Consider the following 12,407-nt stretch of genomic DNA (forward strand, 5'->3'; position numbering starts at 1 on the left):
CACAGCGCAGGCAAAGGGATCCGGATGGCCGTCAATCGCAAGGTCAAAGGTGTCGTCGTCGGCGGCGTACTGCTGATCGGAGTCCTGATCGCCGGGACCGTCCTGTCCAGTTGTGCCACCCAGATCGGTCCGGGGCAGACCGCGGTCAAGGTGGACGACTACGCCCTCATCCCCACCGACCCCAAGGTCGAGGGCTGCATCAACCCCGAGACCTCCGAGTTCAATCCACCCGGCGGCTTCAAGGCCTATCGCTATCCGTCCCGACAGATCAGCTGGGATGCCACCGGTAGCCCCGACGCCGAGGCCGAACCCACCATCGTGGTCTCCAACGCCACCGCGCCCGCCGAGTTGCGCGTGCCGGTGGTCATCACCTTCGACCTGACCACCGATTGCGCCATGCTGATGGACTTCCACCGCGACTTCGGCACCAAATACCAGGGCTGGCTGGACGACGAGGGTCTGGTCACCGAGGGCTGGAAGAACCTGCTGCGCTACGTCGTCGGCCAGCCCGCCGAGCAGGTACTCATCAGCGTCGCCCAGAAATACACCTGGCGTGAGATCTGGAACGACGAGAAGGTGCGCATCGAATTCCAGAACGCGCTGCGCGACGCGCTGCCCAGCGCTTCCAAGGCCCGCACCGACGGTCGCGAGTTCTTCACCAACTTCCAGGTGACCGTCATGAAACCGGACCCGGTCGACGACGGCCTCAAGGAGGCCATCATCGCCGAGCAGAAGGCCATCGCCGATGCCAGGGCCGCCGAGGCCAAGGGTGTCGCCGACGCCAACGCGGCCAAGGCCAAGGCCGAGGCGGACAAGGCCGCCGCCCAAGCCCAGACCGAACTGGCTCGCCAGCGTGCCTTGCAGAAACAGGCCGAGATCGCCGGTTATCCCGACGTCGACGCCTACCTGCGGGCCATCGCCATCGAGAACGGCCAGAATCCGTTCCAGCCGACCTATGTGGTGCCGCAGGCGCCCTGACCCACACCGGCCGTCTTGACCGGTGGCGCGGGCCGATAATCTGAACGCCATGGCCGAGCTGACGATCCCCGCCGATATCAAGCCGCACGACGGACGGTTCGGCTGCGGGCCGTCGAAGGTGCGCCCCGAACAGCTGCAGGCGCTCGCCGCGGCCGGTGACCTGTTCGGCACCTCGCACCGGCAGGCGCCGGTGAAGAACCTCGTCGGCCGGGTCCGCGACGGGCTGCGCCAGCTGTTCGCGCTGCCCGACGGGTACGAGGTCATCCTGGGCAACGGCGGCTCGACCGCGTTCTGGGATGCCGCCGCGTTCGGTCTGGTGGACAAGCGCTCGCTGCACCTCACCTATGGCGAGTTCAGCTCGAAATTCGCCTCGTGCGTCGCCAAGAACCCGTTCGTCGGCGATCCGATCATCATCAAGGCGGACGCGGGCAGCGCACCGGAGCCGACCTCGGACCCGTCGGTCGACGTCGTCGCGTGGGCCCACAACGAGACCTCGACCGGGGTCGCGGTGCCGGTGCAGCGGCCGGCCGGTGACGCCCTGGTGCTCATCGACGCCACCTCGGCGGCCGGCGGCCTGCCCGTCGACATCCGCGACGCCGACGCCTACTACTTCGCCCCGCAGAAGAACTTCGCCGGTGACGGCGGGCTGTGGATCGCGGTGCTCTCGCCGGCCGCGCTGGCCCGCATCGAGGCCATCGCGGCGACGGATCGCTGGGTGCCCGACTTCCTGTCGCTGCCCATCGCGGTGGACAACAGCCTGAAGAACCAGACCTACAACACCCCGGCCATCGGCACGCTGATCCTGCTCGCCGAGCAGCTGGACTGGCTGAACGGCAACGGCGGGTTGGACTGGGCCGTCAAGCGCACCGCCGATTCGTCGCAGCGGCTGTACTCGTGGGCCGAGGCGGCATCGTTCGCGACGCCGTTCGTGGCCGATCCGGCGCTGCGCTCGCAAGTGGTCGGCACCATCGACTTCAACGATGATGTCGATGCCGCCGCGGTGGCCAAGGTGCTGCGCGCCAACGGGATCGTCGACACCGAGCCGTACCGCAAACTGGGCCGCAACCAATTGCGGGTGGCGATGTTCCCGGCCGTCGAACCCGATGACATCAGCGCCCTGACCACCTGCATCGACTGGGTCGTCGAGCGACTCTGAGCAACCCCTGCGTGTCAGCCCGGTAACGGCCGGATAACGCGGTAGGGTGCCCCGCAGGAGGTCAGTATGCGCGAACTCAAGGTCGTCGGGCTGGACGTGGACGGCAAGCGTCTGATCTGCGAGGCGGCGGACGCCGGCGAGAAATACGTCATTCGGGTGGATAACCGGTTGCGTGCCGCCGTGCGCGGCGACAAGGCCACCTCCAACCAAACCCAGATCGAGGTAGAGGTACCGACGACGTTGCGCCCCAAGGAAATTCAGTCTCGAATTCGTGCGGGCGCATCGGTCGAGCAGGTTGCGGCGATCACCGGCGCCGATGTCGACCGGGTGCAGCGATTCGCCAACCCGGTGCTGCTGGAGCGCGCCCGTGCCGCGGAGCTGGCCACCGCCGCGCACCCCATCCTGGCCGACGGCCCGGCGGTGCTGACCCTGCTGGAGACCGTGACCTCGGCGCTGATCTCGCGCGGCCTGGATCCCGATGCCACGACATGGGACGCCTGGCGCAACGAAGACGGCCGGTGGACGGTGCAGCTGTCGTGGAAGGCCGGCCGGTCGGACCTGCAGGCCCATTTCCGGTTCACCCCCGGGTCGCACGGCGGCACGGTGACGGCATTCGACGAGCGGGCGGCCGAGTTGATCGACCCGAACTTCACCCGCCCGCTGCGGCCGGTGGCCCCGGTGGCGCAGCTGGATTTCGAACCGGTCGCCGCGCCGGCTCCCGCTCCCGCGGTGACCCCGGAGCCGGCACCGGCGCCTGTCGAGGCGGCGGCGCCGACCGCCGCGCCCACGCCGGCCGAGGAACCCGCGCCGCAGCCCGCCGAGCCGGCACCCAAGCCCGCCCGCAGTCGCAAGGCCCGCGCCACGGTGCCGGCGTGGGAGGACGTGCTGCTGGGCGTGCGCTCCGGCACGCAGCGATGAGCGCTTGCGCGAAGAGCAGACAACACCGATGAGCGCTTGCGCGAAGAGCAGACAACACCGATGAGCGCTTGCGCGAAGAGCAGACAACACCGATGAGCGCTTGACTTGGCGCTAAGGGCGACGACGTCCGAGTGCGGATGGTCCTGGGCGCCGAGTCAACGCGGTCGGCGCGCGCTCACCGGCTGACGAGCAGGGCGATCAGCGCCAACCAACCGATGGCCACCCCGATCCCGGATCCCAGGACGAACCAGCGCCACACCGGACGGGCCCGCCAGCCCCATACCGTGGGCGCCAGACCCCCGACCGCCACCAGGTTCAGCCCGATGGCCAACAGGGGATGCACCCGCGTCAGACCGACGCTCAGCACGACGATCGCGGCGGCGGTCACGGCGGCCACGAATCCCGCGACGGTCAGACCGGTGCCCCAGGGCGTTGTTCCCCGCGATGGCGTGTTGTCGCCGGACATCAGCTCACCCTAGCCCGCTCGTAGAACGCCAGCGCGGCGGCGGTGGCGACATTCAGCGAGTCGGTGCCCCGCGTCATCGGGATACGCACCCGCACGTCGGCGGCCCGCATGGTGTGCTCGGTCAGGCCCGGCCCCTCGGCTCCCACCAGGATGGCCACCCGGTCACCGGTCAACTCCGACATCGCCTCGGCCAGCGTCGCGGCGGCCGGATTCGGGGTCATCGCCAGCACTCGGAAACCGTTGTCCCGCAGGGTCTTCAGCTCATTCGGCCAGGATGGCGCCCACGCGTAGGGCACCAGCAGGGCATGCCCCATCGAGACGCGCACCGCCCGCCGGTACAGCGGGTCGGCACAGCCGGTGCCGAACAACACGGCATCCACATCCAGCCCGGCGGCGTTGCGGAAGATCGATCCGAGGTTCTCGTGGTCGTTGACGCCTTCGAGCACCGCGACGGTGCGCGCGCCGGCCAGCACCTCGGCGACCGTCAGCTCGGCCGGACGCGGCGCGGCGGCCAGCACACCGCGATTGAGATGGAACCCGATCGCCTCGGCCATCACCTCGGCACTGGCCCGGTAGTACGGCACGTCCACACCCGCCAGATCGGCGGCCAACTCGCTCAATCGACGGTCGGTGCCCAGCATCGCGCGGGGCCGGAACCGGGAGGCCAGCATGCGCTGCACCACCAGCACGCCCTCGGCGATCACCAGCCCTTTGCCGCTGGGCAGATCGGGCCTGCGATCGACACTGTTGAGGTCGCGGAAATCGTCCAGCCGCGGATCGGCCGCGTCCGCGATATCGATGACGTTGGTCAGCTCGCCGGGCTTTCGTCCACGATCGCCAACATCAGGTCGGCGGCTTCGAGCAGGGTCCGGCGCTGTTCGGGGGTGAGTTCGGCCAGCCGCTGCTGCAACCATTCCCGGCTGGCTCTGCGTTCGGCCTCGATCAGGTCGAGGCCGGCGGGTGAGACCGAGACCAGCACCTGCCTGCGGTCGTCGGGATGGGCGACGCGATCGACGAAGCCCAGATCGACCAGCGAGGCGATCACGCGCGTCATCGACGGCGGGCGGACCCGTTCGCGGACGGCCAGGGCGCCCGGCGTCATGGGCCCTTCCTTGGCCACCGTGGCCAGCGCCGAAAGTTGGGACAGCGAGACCGGGGAATCGGGCCTGCGGAACCGCAGCTGCCGGGCCAACCTGATCACGGCCAGCGACAGATCACTCGACAACCTGGAGTCGACGTCTGTCACAGGGCAAGAGAATACCCAGAGGACAGCCGGGAAGTGGTGAGGCTAGGTTGTGAAGCGATGTCAGAAGCCACCAGCGAGACGCCGATCGAGCCGCCGGCCTTGCCGGCCCGGCTGCTGGAGCCGGTGCCGGTGATCATCGCGATCGCGACCGGCTGGCTCATCGCCGTCGCGCTGGCGTTCACCGTCCCCGCCCTGCACGGTTGGCGGCCCGTCACCGTCGCCGGGCTCGGTGTCGGACTGCTGGGCACCTGCATCTTCCTGCTGCAGCTACGGTCCGCCCGCCGCGGCGACCGGGGCGCGCAGCGCGGCCTCGTCGACTGAAGGAAACGCCATGGGTTCGCCTCTCCTGCAAGCACAGATCGACATCGACGCACCGGTGTCCACGGTCTGGGCGCTGATCTCGGACCTGCGCCGGATGCCGCAGTGGAGTCCACAGTGCCGGGTCATGAAGGTGCTGGGCCGCACCCGGGTGGGCGCCAAGGCGATCAACCTCAACCGGCGCAACACGATGTTCTGGCCGACCACCTGCACCATCACCGAGCTGGAACCCGAGCGCGCGCTGGCCTTCCGCGTCGATTTCAACGCGATGCGGTGGAGCTACGAGCTGGAGCCGCTCGACGGCGGTGGCACCCGGGTGATCGAGAGCCGCCGAGCGCCCGAGGGCTTCAAGACCGTGCCCACCATGCTGGTGGACAAGTTCATGGGCGGGGTTCCCACCTTCGAGCAGGAACTGCTGGCCGGCATGAACGCGTCGCTGCAGCGGATCAAGTCCGCCGCGGAAGGCGCCGGACGCTAGGAGCCGACGGGGCTCGCGGAGCCTTCTTGGCTCTCCGGGCTCTCCGGATCTACCGGGCTCTCCGGATCTGCCGGGCTCTCCGGATCTGCCGGGCTTTCCTGGTCTGCCGGGCCCTCGGCGCCGGCCGGGATCTCGGCGAGTTCGAGCACCCCGTCGTCGTAAGGGTCGTACAGCGGCGAACCGGTTCCCGCCGGGGCGGGGGTGTCCGAATGCGCCCCGCAGCCGTACTCGCTGTCGACCACCCGGCCGTCGGCGGACATCTCGTTGGCGCACACGCCGAACACCGTGCCCAGCGAACCGGCCAGCGGCAGATAGAACCCGCAATCCCGGCACACCCGCCGAGTCGCGCGGGCCATCGCCGAACCGGGACCGAACTCGCCGTCATGCCAGCGCTGCGCCGCGTCGAGCCGGCCTTCCAGGCTCAGAACCTTGCGGCGGCCCAGGCCGATCTCGGCAGCCACCTCGTCCTGCTCGTCGTCGCCGCTGGCCAGGTATCCGGGCACCAGACGCGGGTCGTCGGCCGGCGGGGCCAACAGGTCGCCGGGGCTCAGATCGCCGGGACGAACCCGCTCATCCCACGGCACCCACTGCGGCGCCAGCAGCGCGGTCGGGCCCGGCACCAGCACGACTTCGCTGATGGTCACGTGGTCGGTGCCGGGATAACCCGCCACCACCACCGCCCACTGCCAGCCCTGGTAGCCGGGCAGCACCGCGAGGAAGCGGTGGGTGGCCGCGGTCGGGTCGTCGAACACCGCACCCAGATATTCGCCGACGGCGTCGGCACCGCTGAACTCTTCGATCGCGGCGCGGGCCGCCTCGACCGCCCCAAGCAGCAACGCCTCCAGCTCGGGTGAGCGCAGCGCATGCGGTTCTGCCTGGTCGGTGAGATCGGCGACGGTGTCGGTTCCTGTGTCCATCGCGTCCAATATTGCCTGACCATGCCCACCAGAGCCACACCGGTGGGCTTCCCGCCGCAGACGTCTCGGTAAGGGACAATCGGAGCTGTGCCTTCCCGGGATCCCCGCTACCACCCACCGCGGCCGCCGTCCGACGGTGAGCACCCCGGCATGGCCAATTATCCCAGCGACGGTGATATCGGACGGCGCAAGCATCCGCCGTCCGGACCGAGCGCCAACCGCTGGCTGCCCCCGCTGGACGACGAGGCGGCCCGGCCACGGACCGACCCGCCGCCGCGGGCCCGGTCCGGCGTGGGATCGTCGGCCGGCGAGAAGGTCACCGTCACCCGCGCCGCCGCTGCGCGCAGCCGCGAGATGGGCACCAAGATGTACGACCTGGTGCACCGGGCCGCCACCGCCGACGGTGCCGACAAATCCGGCCTGACCGCCCTCACCTGGCCGGTGGTGGCCAGCTCGGCGGTCGACGCGGCGATGGCGGTGGCCTTGGCCAACACCTTGTTCTTCGCGGCGGCCTCCGGTGAGAGCAAGAGCAAGGTGGCGCTGTATTTGCTCATCACCATCGCGCCGTTCGCGATCATCGCCCCGCTGATCGGCCCGGCACTGGACCGCCTCCAGCACGGCCGCCGGGTGGCGCTGGCCATGTCGTTCGCGTTGCGCACCGTGCTGGCCGTGGTGTTGATCGGCAACTACGACGGCGCCACCGGGAGTTACCCGTCCTGGGTGCTCTACCCGTGCGCACTGGGCATGATGGTGCTGTCCAAGAGTTTCTCGGTGCTGCGCAGTGCGGTGACCCCGCGGGTGCTGCCGCCCACGATCGACCTGGTGCGGGTGAATTCGCGGCTGACCATGTTCAGCCTGCTCGGCGGCACCATGGCCGGCGGGACGATCGCCGCCGGCGCCGAATACCTGCTCAACATGGCCCAGCTGCCCGGTGCGCTGTACGTGCTGGTGGCGGTGACCGTTGTCGGGGCGGTGCTGTCGATGCGGATCCCGAAGTGGGTCGAGGTGACAGCCGGCGAGGTGCCCACCACGTTGAGCTACCACGGTGGCGAGACCGAGGCATTGCGCCGGCCGGCCAAGGAGCGTCAACCCTTGGGCCGCAACATCATCACGTCGTTGTGGGGCAACTGCACCATCAAGGCGATGGTGGGCTTCCTGTTCCTGTACCCGGCCTTCGTCGCCAAATCGCATGGTGACGGCGGGTGGGAGCAGTTGCGGATCCTGGGTCTGATCGGGGCGGCGGCCGGTATCGGCAACTTCGTCGGCAACTTCACCGCCGCCCGGCTCAAACTCGGCAGGCCCGCCCTGCTGGTCACCCGCGCCACCATCGCGGTGACGGTGATGGCACTGGCCGCCGCTGTCACCGGCAACCTGTTGGTGGCCGCGCTGGCCACCTTGGTCACCTCCGGTGCCAGCGCCATCGCGAAGGCGTCACTGGACGCGTCGCTGCAGGATGACCTGCCGGAGAAATCCCGGGCGTCGGCCTTCGGCCGGTCCGAGTCACTGTTGCAGCTGGCCTGGGTGGCCGGCGGGGCGACCGGCGTCCTCATCTATCCGCAGCTGTGGGTCGGGTTCACTACGATCACGGCCGTGTTGATTCTCGGTCTGGCCCAGACACTGGTGAGCCACAACGGTGCGTCCCTGATACCCGGCTTCGGCGGCAACCGCCCGGTGCTCGCCGATACCGAGGGCGGCCCGCTGGCCGCGCCGGTGGGGCGCCGATGAAGCGCGTCGCCGCGGTCCTGCTGGCGGTGGCACTCGTCGCCTCGGTGGGCACCGGTCTGCTGGTGTGGCAGCTCAGCCGGCACGCCGACAATGGCTTCCCGGAGATCAGCGCTTACTCGCATGGCGCGTCGGTGCGCGTCGGGCCGTACCGCTTCTGCCAGGTACTGGATCTGAACAACTGCGAAATCCCGGAAACCACAGGCGATTTGGCGGTCAACTCGCGCAACCCGGTGCAGCTGTCGGTGCCGTCGGCGATCGCGCGGGCACCGTGGTGGCTGCTGCGGGGCTACGAGGACGCCCCCACCCCCGTCGTCTCGGAGTTCCGGCCGGGCACGACGCTGGCCGTCACCATCCCCACCGTCGACGCCCGGTTCGGCAGGCTGACCGGATTCGCGGTGCAGCTGCCGACCCTGGTGCGCGACGAAGCCGGCAACGAGTTCCCGCTGCCGCACGCCGAGTGGTCGGTGCGCACCGTCTGGAACTAGCACCGTCTGGAACTAGCTCACGCCGGCGGAGTGCCGTCGCCGAATGGCCTGCCGCCCAAGGCTTCCCGGCCGTGCGCGGTGTGCCAGCCGGACAGCTCGGGTCCCTTAGGGACGATCTGGGTGGGGTTGATGTCCTTGTGCACGATGTAGTAGTGCGCCTTGATCTGGTCGAAATCGACGGTGTCCCCGAATCCGGGTGTCTGGAACAGGTCGCGGGCGTAGGCCCACAGCACCGGCATCTCGGACAGTTTGGACCGGTTGCACTTGAAGTGCCCGTGATAGACGGCGTCGAACCGGGCCAGCGTGGTGAACAGCCGGACATCGGCCTCGGTGATCGTGTCACCCACCAGATACCTTTGCCCACTGAGCCGTTCGGAGACCCAGTCCAGCGCGGTGAACAACCGGTCATACGCCGCGTCGTAGGCGTGCTGGGCGCCGGCGAATCCGCATCGGTACACGCCGTTGTTGATCTCGGTGTAGATCCGCTGCGCCACCTCGTCGATCTCCTCGCGTAGCGGTTCCGGGTACAGCTGCGGCGCGCCCTCGCGGTGGAAGGCGGTCCACTCGGTGGAGAAGTCCAGGGTGATCTGGGCGAAGTCGTTGGTGACGACGGCGCCGGTGCGAATGTCGACGATGGCGGGCACGGTGATGCCCTTGGGATAGTCGGGGTCGCGCTTGAAGTAGGCGTCCTGTAGCCGCGGGATCTTCAGCACCGGGTCGACCCCACCCGGGTCCAGGTCGAAGGTCCAGCTGCGCTCGTCGTGCACCGGCCCGCAGTAGCCGATGGACAGCGCGTCCTCCAGGCCCAGCAGCCGCCGCACGATGATGGCGCGGTTGGCCCACGGGCAGGCCCGCGCGACGATCAGCCGGTAGCGGCCCGCCTCGACGGGATAGCCGTCACGGCCATCGGCCGTCACGCGGGTGGTGATGTAGTTGGTGTCGCGGTTGAACTCGCCCGTGGGGTTGACGTAGGCCATGCCTACAGTCTTCCCACTTCCGCGCCGAAACTACGCTTTCTGGCGCAGGATCGCCCGATCGGCGCCAACAACCGTCGTCTCGGCGGCTCGGATCAGGCGTCGAGCTCGCGGGCGACGGCCTTGACGACCTCGGACACCCGCCGGGCCACCTTGCGGTCGGGGTACTTACCCTTACGCAGCTCGGGCTGGATGGTGTTCTCCAGCAGCGTGATGAGGTCACCGATCATGCCGTGCAGCTCGTCGGGGGTGTGCTTGTGCTCGGCGGCGGTGGCCTCGCGGCGGGTCCGGGACAGGCTGGGCGGCGGGTCGATGAGCTTGACGCTCAGCGCTTGCGGCCCGCGACGCCCGGCAGCCAGGCCGAACTCGACCTTCTGGCCCGCCTTGAGCCCCTCGACACCCGAAGGCAGCGCGGAAGACCGGACGTAGACGTCCTCGCCGTCCTCCTGGGACAGGAAGCCGAAGCCCTTCTCGGCGTCGTACCACTTAACCTTGCCGGTCGGCACTGCTGTTCACCCGCTCGTCTCATCGATCACATAAGTAATGCGTCCCGCCTGCGCAGGACGCAATGTGGAAGAGCTTACTAGTAGGTCGGTAGTCTGTAACGACCGCTGGAGGAGACATGCGACTGGTCCTGAATATCGTCTGGTTGATCTTCGGTGGGTTGTGGCTTGCGCTGGGCTACCTCCTCGCGGCACTGATCTGTTTCGTGCTCATCATCACCATCCCCTTCGGCTTCGCCGCGCTGCGCATCGCGCTGTACGCACTGTGGCCGTTCGGGCAGACCGTCGTCGACAAGCCCGGAGTTCGCCCCGGTGCGCTGATCGGCAACATCATCTGGCTCGTCGTGGCCGGAATCTGGCTGGCGATCGGGCATGTGGTCAGCGCCATCGCCATGGCCATCACGATCATCGGCATCCCACTGGCGCTGGCCAATCTGAAGATGATCCCGGTCTCCCTGATGCCGCTGGGTAAAGAGATCGTGCCGGTCGACGAGAAACGGGTGGCCTGAGTGAGCGTGACCGAACTCGGCCTGCCCATGCTGGGCACCCGGCCGGGCATGCCGGCCAGTGGACCGCTGCTGGACACCTACGGCCGGGTCGCCACCGATCTGCGGGTGTCGCTGACCGACAGGTGCAATCTGCGGTGCACCTATTGCATGCCGGCCGAGGGGCTGGACTGGCTGCCCGGCAGCCAGTTGCTCAGCGCCACCGAACTGAGCCGGTTGCTACGGATCGCCGTCACCCGGCTCGGGATCACCAATGTCCGCTTCACCGGCGGTGAACCGCTGGTGTCGCGGAACCTGGAAGAGGTGATCGCGGCGGCCGCCGCGCTGACCCCGCGCCCGACGATCGCCATGACGACGAACGGGATCGGGCTGGCGGCCCGGGCCGCGGGACTCAAACGCGCCGGGCTGGACCGGGTCAACGTGTCCCTGGACACCGTCGACCGCGCGCATTTCACCGAGATCACCCGCCGCGACCGCCTCGACGACGTGCTCGCCGGATTGGCCGGGGCGGCAGCCGCCGGCCTGGCGCCGGTGAAGGTGAATGCGGTGCTGGATCCGCGCACCGGGCTGGACGACGTGGTGCCGCTGCTGCGGTTCTGCCTGGAACACGACTACCAGCTGCGGATCATCGAACAGATGCCGCTGGACGCCGGACATGTCTGGAGCCGGGACCGGGCCATCAGCGCCGACACGGTGCTCGACACGCTGCGCCGGCATTTCGACCTGCGGCCGGATCCTGCGCCGCGCGGTTCGGCGCCGGCGGCGCTGTGGCGGGTGGACGGCCGCGCGGCCACCGTGGGGATCATCGCGTCGGTGTCGGCGGCGTTCTGCGGCGCCTGCGACCGGACCAGGCTGACCGCCGACGGGCAGATCCGCAGCTGTCTGTTCTCCACCGCCGAGACCGACCTGCGGGGGCTGCTGCGGGACGGCGCCGACGACGACGAGATCGAGGCCGCGTGGCGCCGCACCATGTGGGCGAAACCGGCCGGGCACGGCATCAACGATCCGAGCTTCGTGCAGCCCGCCCGACCGATGAGCGCGATCGGCGGCTGAGATGACCGTGACGGTGACGGTGCGCTATTTCGCCGCGGCCCGGGCCGCCGCGGGAATCGAGACCGAAACGTTGCACCTGCAAAAAGGCTTGACGGTGGACGGGCTGGTGCAGCAACTGTCCGCCCGCGGCCCGGAACTGGCGAAAGTGCTGGCACGCTGCTCGTTCCTGTGCGACGAGGTTGCGGTGCGCGATCGCGGCAGGCCGCTGGAAACAAACCAGACGGTCGATGTGTTACCCCCATTCGCCGGCGGATAGCCGTGATTTACATCACATAACGAAACGGTCACAATGAGGCCAACCGGAGTTTGACTCCGGCAAACACCAGCGGAAACGCCCGGGCGTCCTGCGCCTTTAAAGTTCTCACAAGATTTGCTGCCTGTGAAAACGCCGAAAACGGGTCGAGATGACTCTCACGCGTCGAGCAGTTACCGTCTTGCCCAAGCCATCTGACCTCTATCAGATAGCCCGCAGCGCCCAGTACGCCGAGCTCCATCCGCCCGGGAACTGCCACCGACGAACAACCTTGGATGGAGGCGGGGGACCCACCGGTCCGCCGAAAGCAGACCAGGGCTCGAAGTCTGAGCCCTTGGGGTGAAGCCGGCGTCGGCAACGACGCAGGCCGGGCGACCTCTCCAGCCCGAACCCGACAGCTGACCTCGTAGGCGTTCACGAGAGGACTGTCT

At 68.9% G+C, this 12,407-nt stretch carries 16 protein-coding genes and 1 riboswitch; of the genes, 10 read left to right on the top strand and 6 right to left on the bottom strand.

Annotation, left to right across the window (positions count from 1 at the left end; translation table 11 throughout):
* The first annotated feature begins 24 nt into the window (after positions 1-24).
* The 3 genes from SBI67_RS01980 to sepH all read left to right on the top strand — a co-directional run bounded on the left by SBI67_RS01980 (position 25) and on the right by sepH (position 3,052).
* Positions 25-978, top strand: a complete 954-nt coding sequence (locus tag SBI67_RS01980; RefSeq protein WP_318978950.1) for an SPFH domain-containing protein — start codon at positions 25-27, stop codon at positions 976-978.
* 49 nt (positions 979-1,027) lie between these two features.
* A complete protein-coding gene (gene serC / locus SBI67_RS01985) occupies positions 1,028-2,134 on the top strand; it encodes a phosphoserine transaminase (protein WP_318978951.1) in 1,107 nt (368 codons plus the stop codon).
* Between the two features lie 66 nt (positions 2,135-2,200).
* Positions 2,201-3,052 (top strand): septation protein SepH, encoded by an 852-nt coding sequence (sepH, locus tag SBI67_RS01990; RefSeq protein ID WP_318978952.1) that lies wholly within the window; start codon positions 2,201-2,203, stop codon positions 3,050-3,052.
* A gap of 175 nt (positions 3,053-3,227) precedes the next feature.
* On the opposite strand, the gene SBI67_RS01995 is transcribed toward sepH, so the two are convergent.
* The 3 genes from SBI67_RS01995 to SBI67_RS02005 all read right to left on the bottom strand — a co-directional run bounded on the left by SBI67_RS01995 (position 3,228) and on the right by SBI67_RS02005 (position 4,764).
* Complete coding sequence (locus tag SBI67_RS01995) at positions 3,228-3,518, bottom strand: DUF2537 domain-containing protein (RefSeq protein ID WP_318978953.1); 291 nt, start codon at positions 3,516-3,518, stop codon at positions 3,228-3,230.
* Positions 3,518-4,222, bottom strand: coding sequence for a TrmH family RNA methyltransferase (locus tag SBI67_RS02000; protein WP_318978954.1), 705 nt, complete (start codon positions 4,220-4,222; stop codon positions 3,518-3,520). The genes SBI67_RS01995 and SBI67_RS02000 overlap by 1 nt, the downstream gene beginning before the upstream one ends.
* Positions 4,223-4,326: 104 nt before the next feature.
* Positions 4,327-4,764, bottom strand: a complete 438-nt coding sequence (locus tag SBI67_RS02005) for an Rv0880 family HTH-type transcriptional regulator (protein ID WP_318978955.1) — start codon at positions 4,762-4,764, stop codon at positions 4,327-4,329.
* Positions 4,765-4,821: 57 nt separating this feature from the next.
* On the opposite strand from SBI67_RS02005, the gene SBI67_RS02010 reads away from it, so the two are divergent.
* Together SBI67_RS02010 and SBI67_RS02015 are read left to right on the top strand one after the other, a co-directional pair.
* Entirely contained in the window at positions 4,822-5,085 is a 264-nt protein-coding gene (locus SBI67_RS02010) for a DUF2530 domain-containing protein (protein WP_318978956.1), read from the top strand.
* Between the two features lie 10 nt (positions 5,086-5,095).
* Complete coding sequence (locus tag SBI67_RS02015) at positions 5,096-5,560, top strand: SRPBCC family protein (RefSeq protein ID WP_318978957.1); 465 nt, start codon at positions 5,096-5,098, stop codon at positions 5,558-5,560.
* Here the strand turns inward: SBI67_RS02015 and SBI67_RS02020 are convergent.
* Positions 5,557-6,477 carry a DUF3027 domain-containing protein gene (locus SBI67_RS02020; protein WP_318978958.1) on the bottom strand — a complete coding sequence of 307 codons (921 nt, stop codon included), beginning with the start codon at positions 6,475-6,477 and terminating at the stop codon, positions 5,557-5,559. The two genes, SBI67_RS02015 and SBI67_RS02020, sit on opposite strands and share 4 nt — an antisense overlap.
* A gap of 150 nt (positions 6,478-6,627) precedes the next feature.
* Between SBI67_RS02020 and SBI67_RS02025 the strand changes: the two genes are divergently transcribed.
* Together SBI67_RS02025 and SBI67_RS02030 are read left to right on the top strand one after the other, a co-directional pair.
* Positions 6,628-8,202: an MFS transporter gene (locus tag SBI67_RS02025; protein WP_318979546.1), complete on the top strand. Its 1,575-nt coding sequence runs from the start codon at positions 6,628-6,630 to the stop codon at positions 8,200-8,202.
* Entirely contained in the window at positions 8,199-8,687 is a 489-nt protein-coding gene (locus tag SBI67_RS02030) for a DUF2771 domain-containing protein (protein ID WP_318978959.1), read from the top strand. Before SBI67_RS02025 ends, SBI67_RS02030 begins: the two co-directional genes overlap by 4 nt.
* Positions 8,688-8,704: 17 nt before the next feature.
* Here the strand turns inward: SBI67_RS02030 and SBI67_RS02035 are convergent, their stop codons facing one another.
* The gene (locus SBI67_RS02035; protein ID WP_318978960.1) at positions 8,705-9,664 is read right to left on the bottom strand and encodes a glutathione S-transferase family protein; all 960 of its coding nucleotides are present in this window, start codon (positions 9,662-9,664) and stop codon (positions 8,705-8,707) included.
* Positions 9,665-9,756: 92 nt separating this feature from the next.
* Entirely contained in the window at positions 9,757-10,167 is a 411-nt protein-coding gene (locus SBI67_RS02040) for a cold-shock protein (protein ID WP_318978961.1), read from the bottom strand.
* Between the two features lie 116 nt (positions 10,168-10,283).
* Here SBI67_RS02040 and SBI67_RS02045 point away from each other — a divergent pair, with 116 nt between their 5' ends.
* Genes SBI67_RS02045 through SBI67_RS02055 form a run of 3 tightly spaced genes read left to right on the top strand, consistent with a single transcriptional unit; the run spans position 10,284 to position 11,979 of the window.
* Positions 10,284-10,673: a YccF domain-containing protein gene (locus tag SBI67_RS02045; RefSeq protein ID WP_318978962.1), complete on the top strand. Its 390-nt coding sequence runs from the start codon at positions 10,284-10,286 to the stop codon at positions 10,671-10,673.
* Positions 10,674-11,723, top strand: coding sequence for a GTP 3',8-cyclase MoaA (gene moaA, locus SBI67_RS02050; RefSeq protein ID WP_318978963.1), 1,050 nt, complete (start codon positions 10,674-10,676; stop codon positions 11,721-11,723). It begins immediately after the preceding gene.
* Between the two features lies 1 nt (position 11,724).
* Entirely contained in the window at positions 11,725-11,979 is a 255-nt protein-coding gene (locus SBI67_RS02055; protein ID WP_266048242.1) for a MoaD/ThiS family protein, read from the top strand.
* 246 nt (positions 11,980-12,225) lie between these two features.
* Positions 12,226-12,404, top strand: a riboswitch (cyclic di-AMP (ydaO/yuaA leader).
* Positions 12,405-12,407 lie beyond the last annotated feature (3 nt).

Origin of the sequence: Mycolicibacterium chengduense (genome assembly GCF_033741155.1) — a bacterium.
In the GTDB taxonomy this organism is placed as follows: Bacteria; Actinomycetota; Actinomycetes; order Mycobacteriales; family Mycobacteriaceae; genus Mycobacterium.

Bases quoted from the DNA above. Each gene is read 5' to 3' on its own strand.
- SBI67_RS02045 (WP_318978962.1), top strand. From the start codon at position 10,284: ATGCGACTGGTCCTGAATATCGTCTGGTTGATCTTCGGTGGGTTGTGG.
- SBI67_RS02015 (WP_318978957.1), top strand. From the start codon at position 5,096: ATGGGTTCGCCTCTCCTGCAAGCACAGATCGACATCGACGCACCGGTG.
- SBI67_RS02055 (WP_266048242.1), top strand. From the start codon at position 11,725: ATGACCGTGACGGTGACGGTGCGCTATTTCGCCGCGGCCCGGGCCGCC.
- SBI67_RS01980 (WP_318978950.1), top strand. From the start codon at position 25: ATGGCCGTCAATCGCAAGGTCAAAGGTGTCGTCGTCGGCGGCGTACTG.
- SBI67_RS01995 (WP_318978953.1), bottom strand. From the start codon at position 3,518: ATGTCCGGCGACAACACGCCATCGCGGGGAACAACGCCCTGGGGCACC.
- sepH (WP_318978952.1), top strand. From the start codon at position 2,201: ATGCGCGAACTCAAGGTCGTCGGGCTGGACGTGGACGGCAAGCGTCTG.
- SBI67_RS02035 (WP_318978960.1), bottom strand. From the start codon at position 9,664: ATGGCCTACGTCAACCCCACGGGCGAGTTCAACCGCGACACCAACTAC.
- SBI67_RS02030 (WP_318978959.1), top strand. From the start codon at position 8,199: ATGAAGCGCGTCGCCGCGGTCCTGCTGGCGGTGGCACTCGTCGCCTCG.
- SBI67_RS02010 (WP_318978956.1), top strand. From the start codon at position 4,822: ATGTCAGAAGCCACCAGCGAGACGCCGATCGAGCCGCCGGCCTTGCCG.
- SBI67_RS02025 (WP_318979546.1), top strand. From the start codon at position 6,628: ATGGCCAATTATCCCAGCGACGGTGATATCGGACGGCGCAAGCATCCG.
- SBI67_RS02020 (WP_318978958.1), bottom strand. From the start codon at position 6,477: ATGGACACAGGAACCGACACCGTCGCCGATCTCACCGACCAGGCAGAA.
- serC (WP_318978951.1), top strand. From the start codon at position 1,028: ATGGCCGAGCTGACGATCCCCGCCGATATCAAGCCGCACGACGGACGG.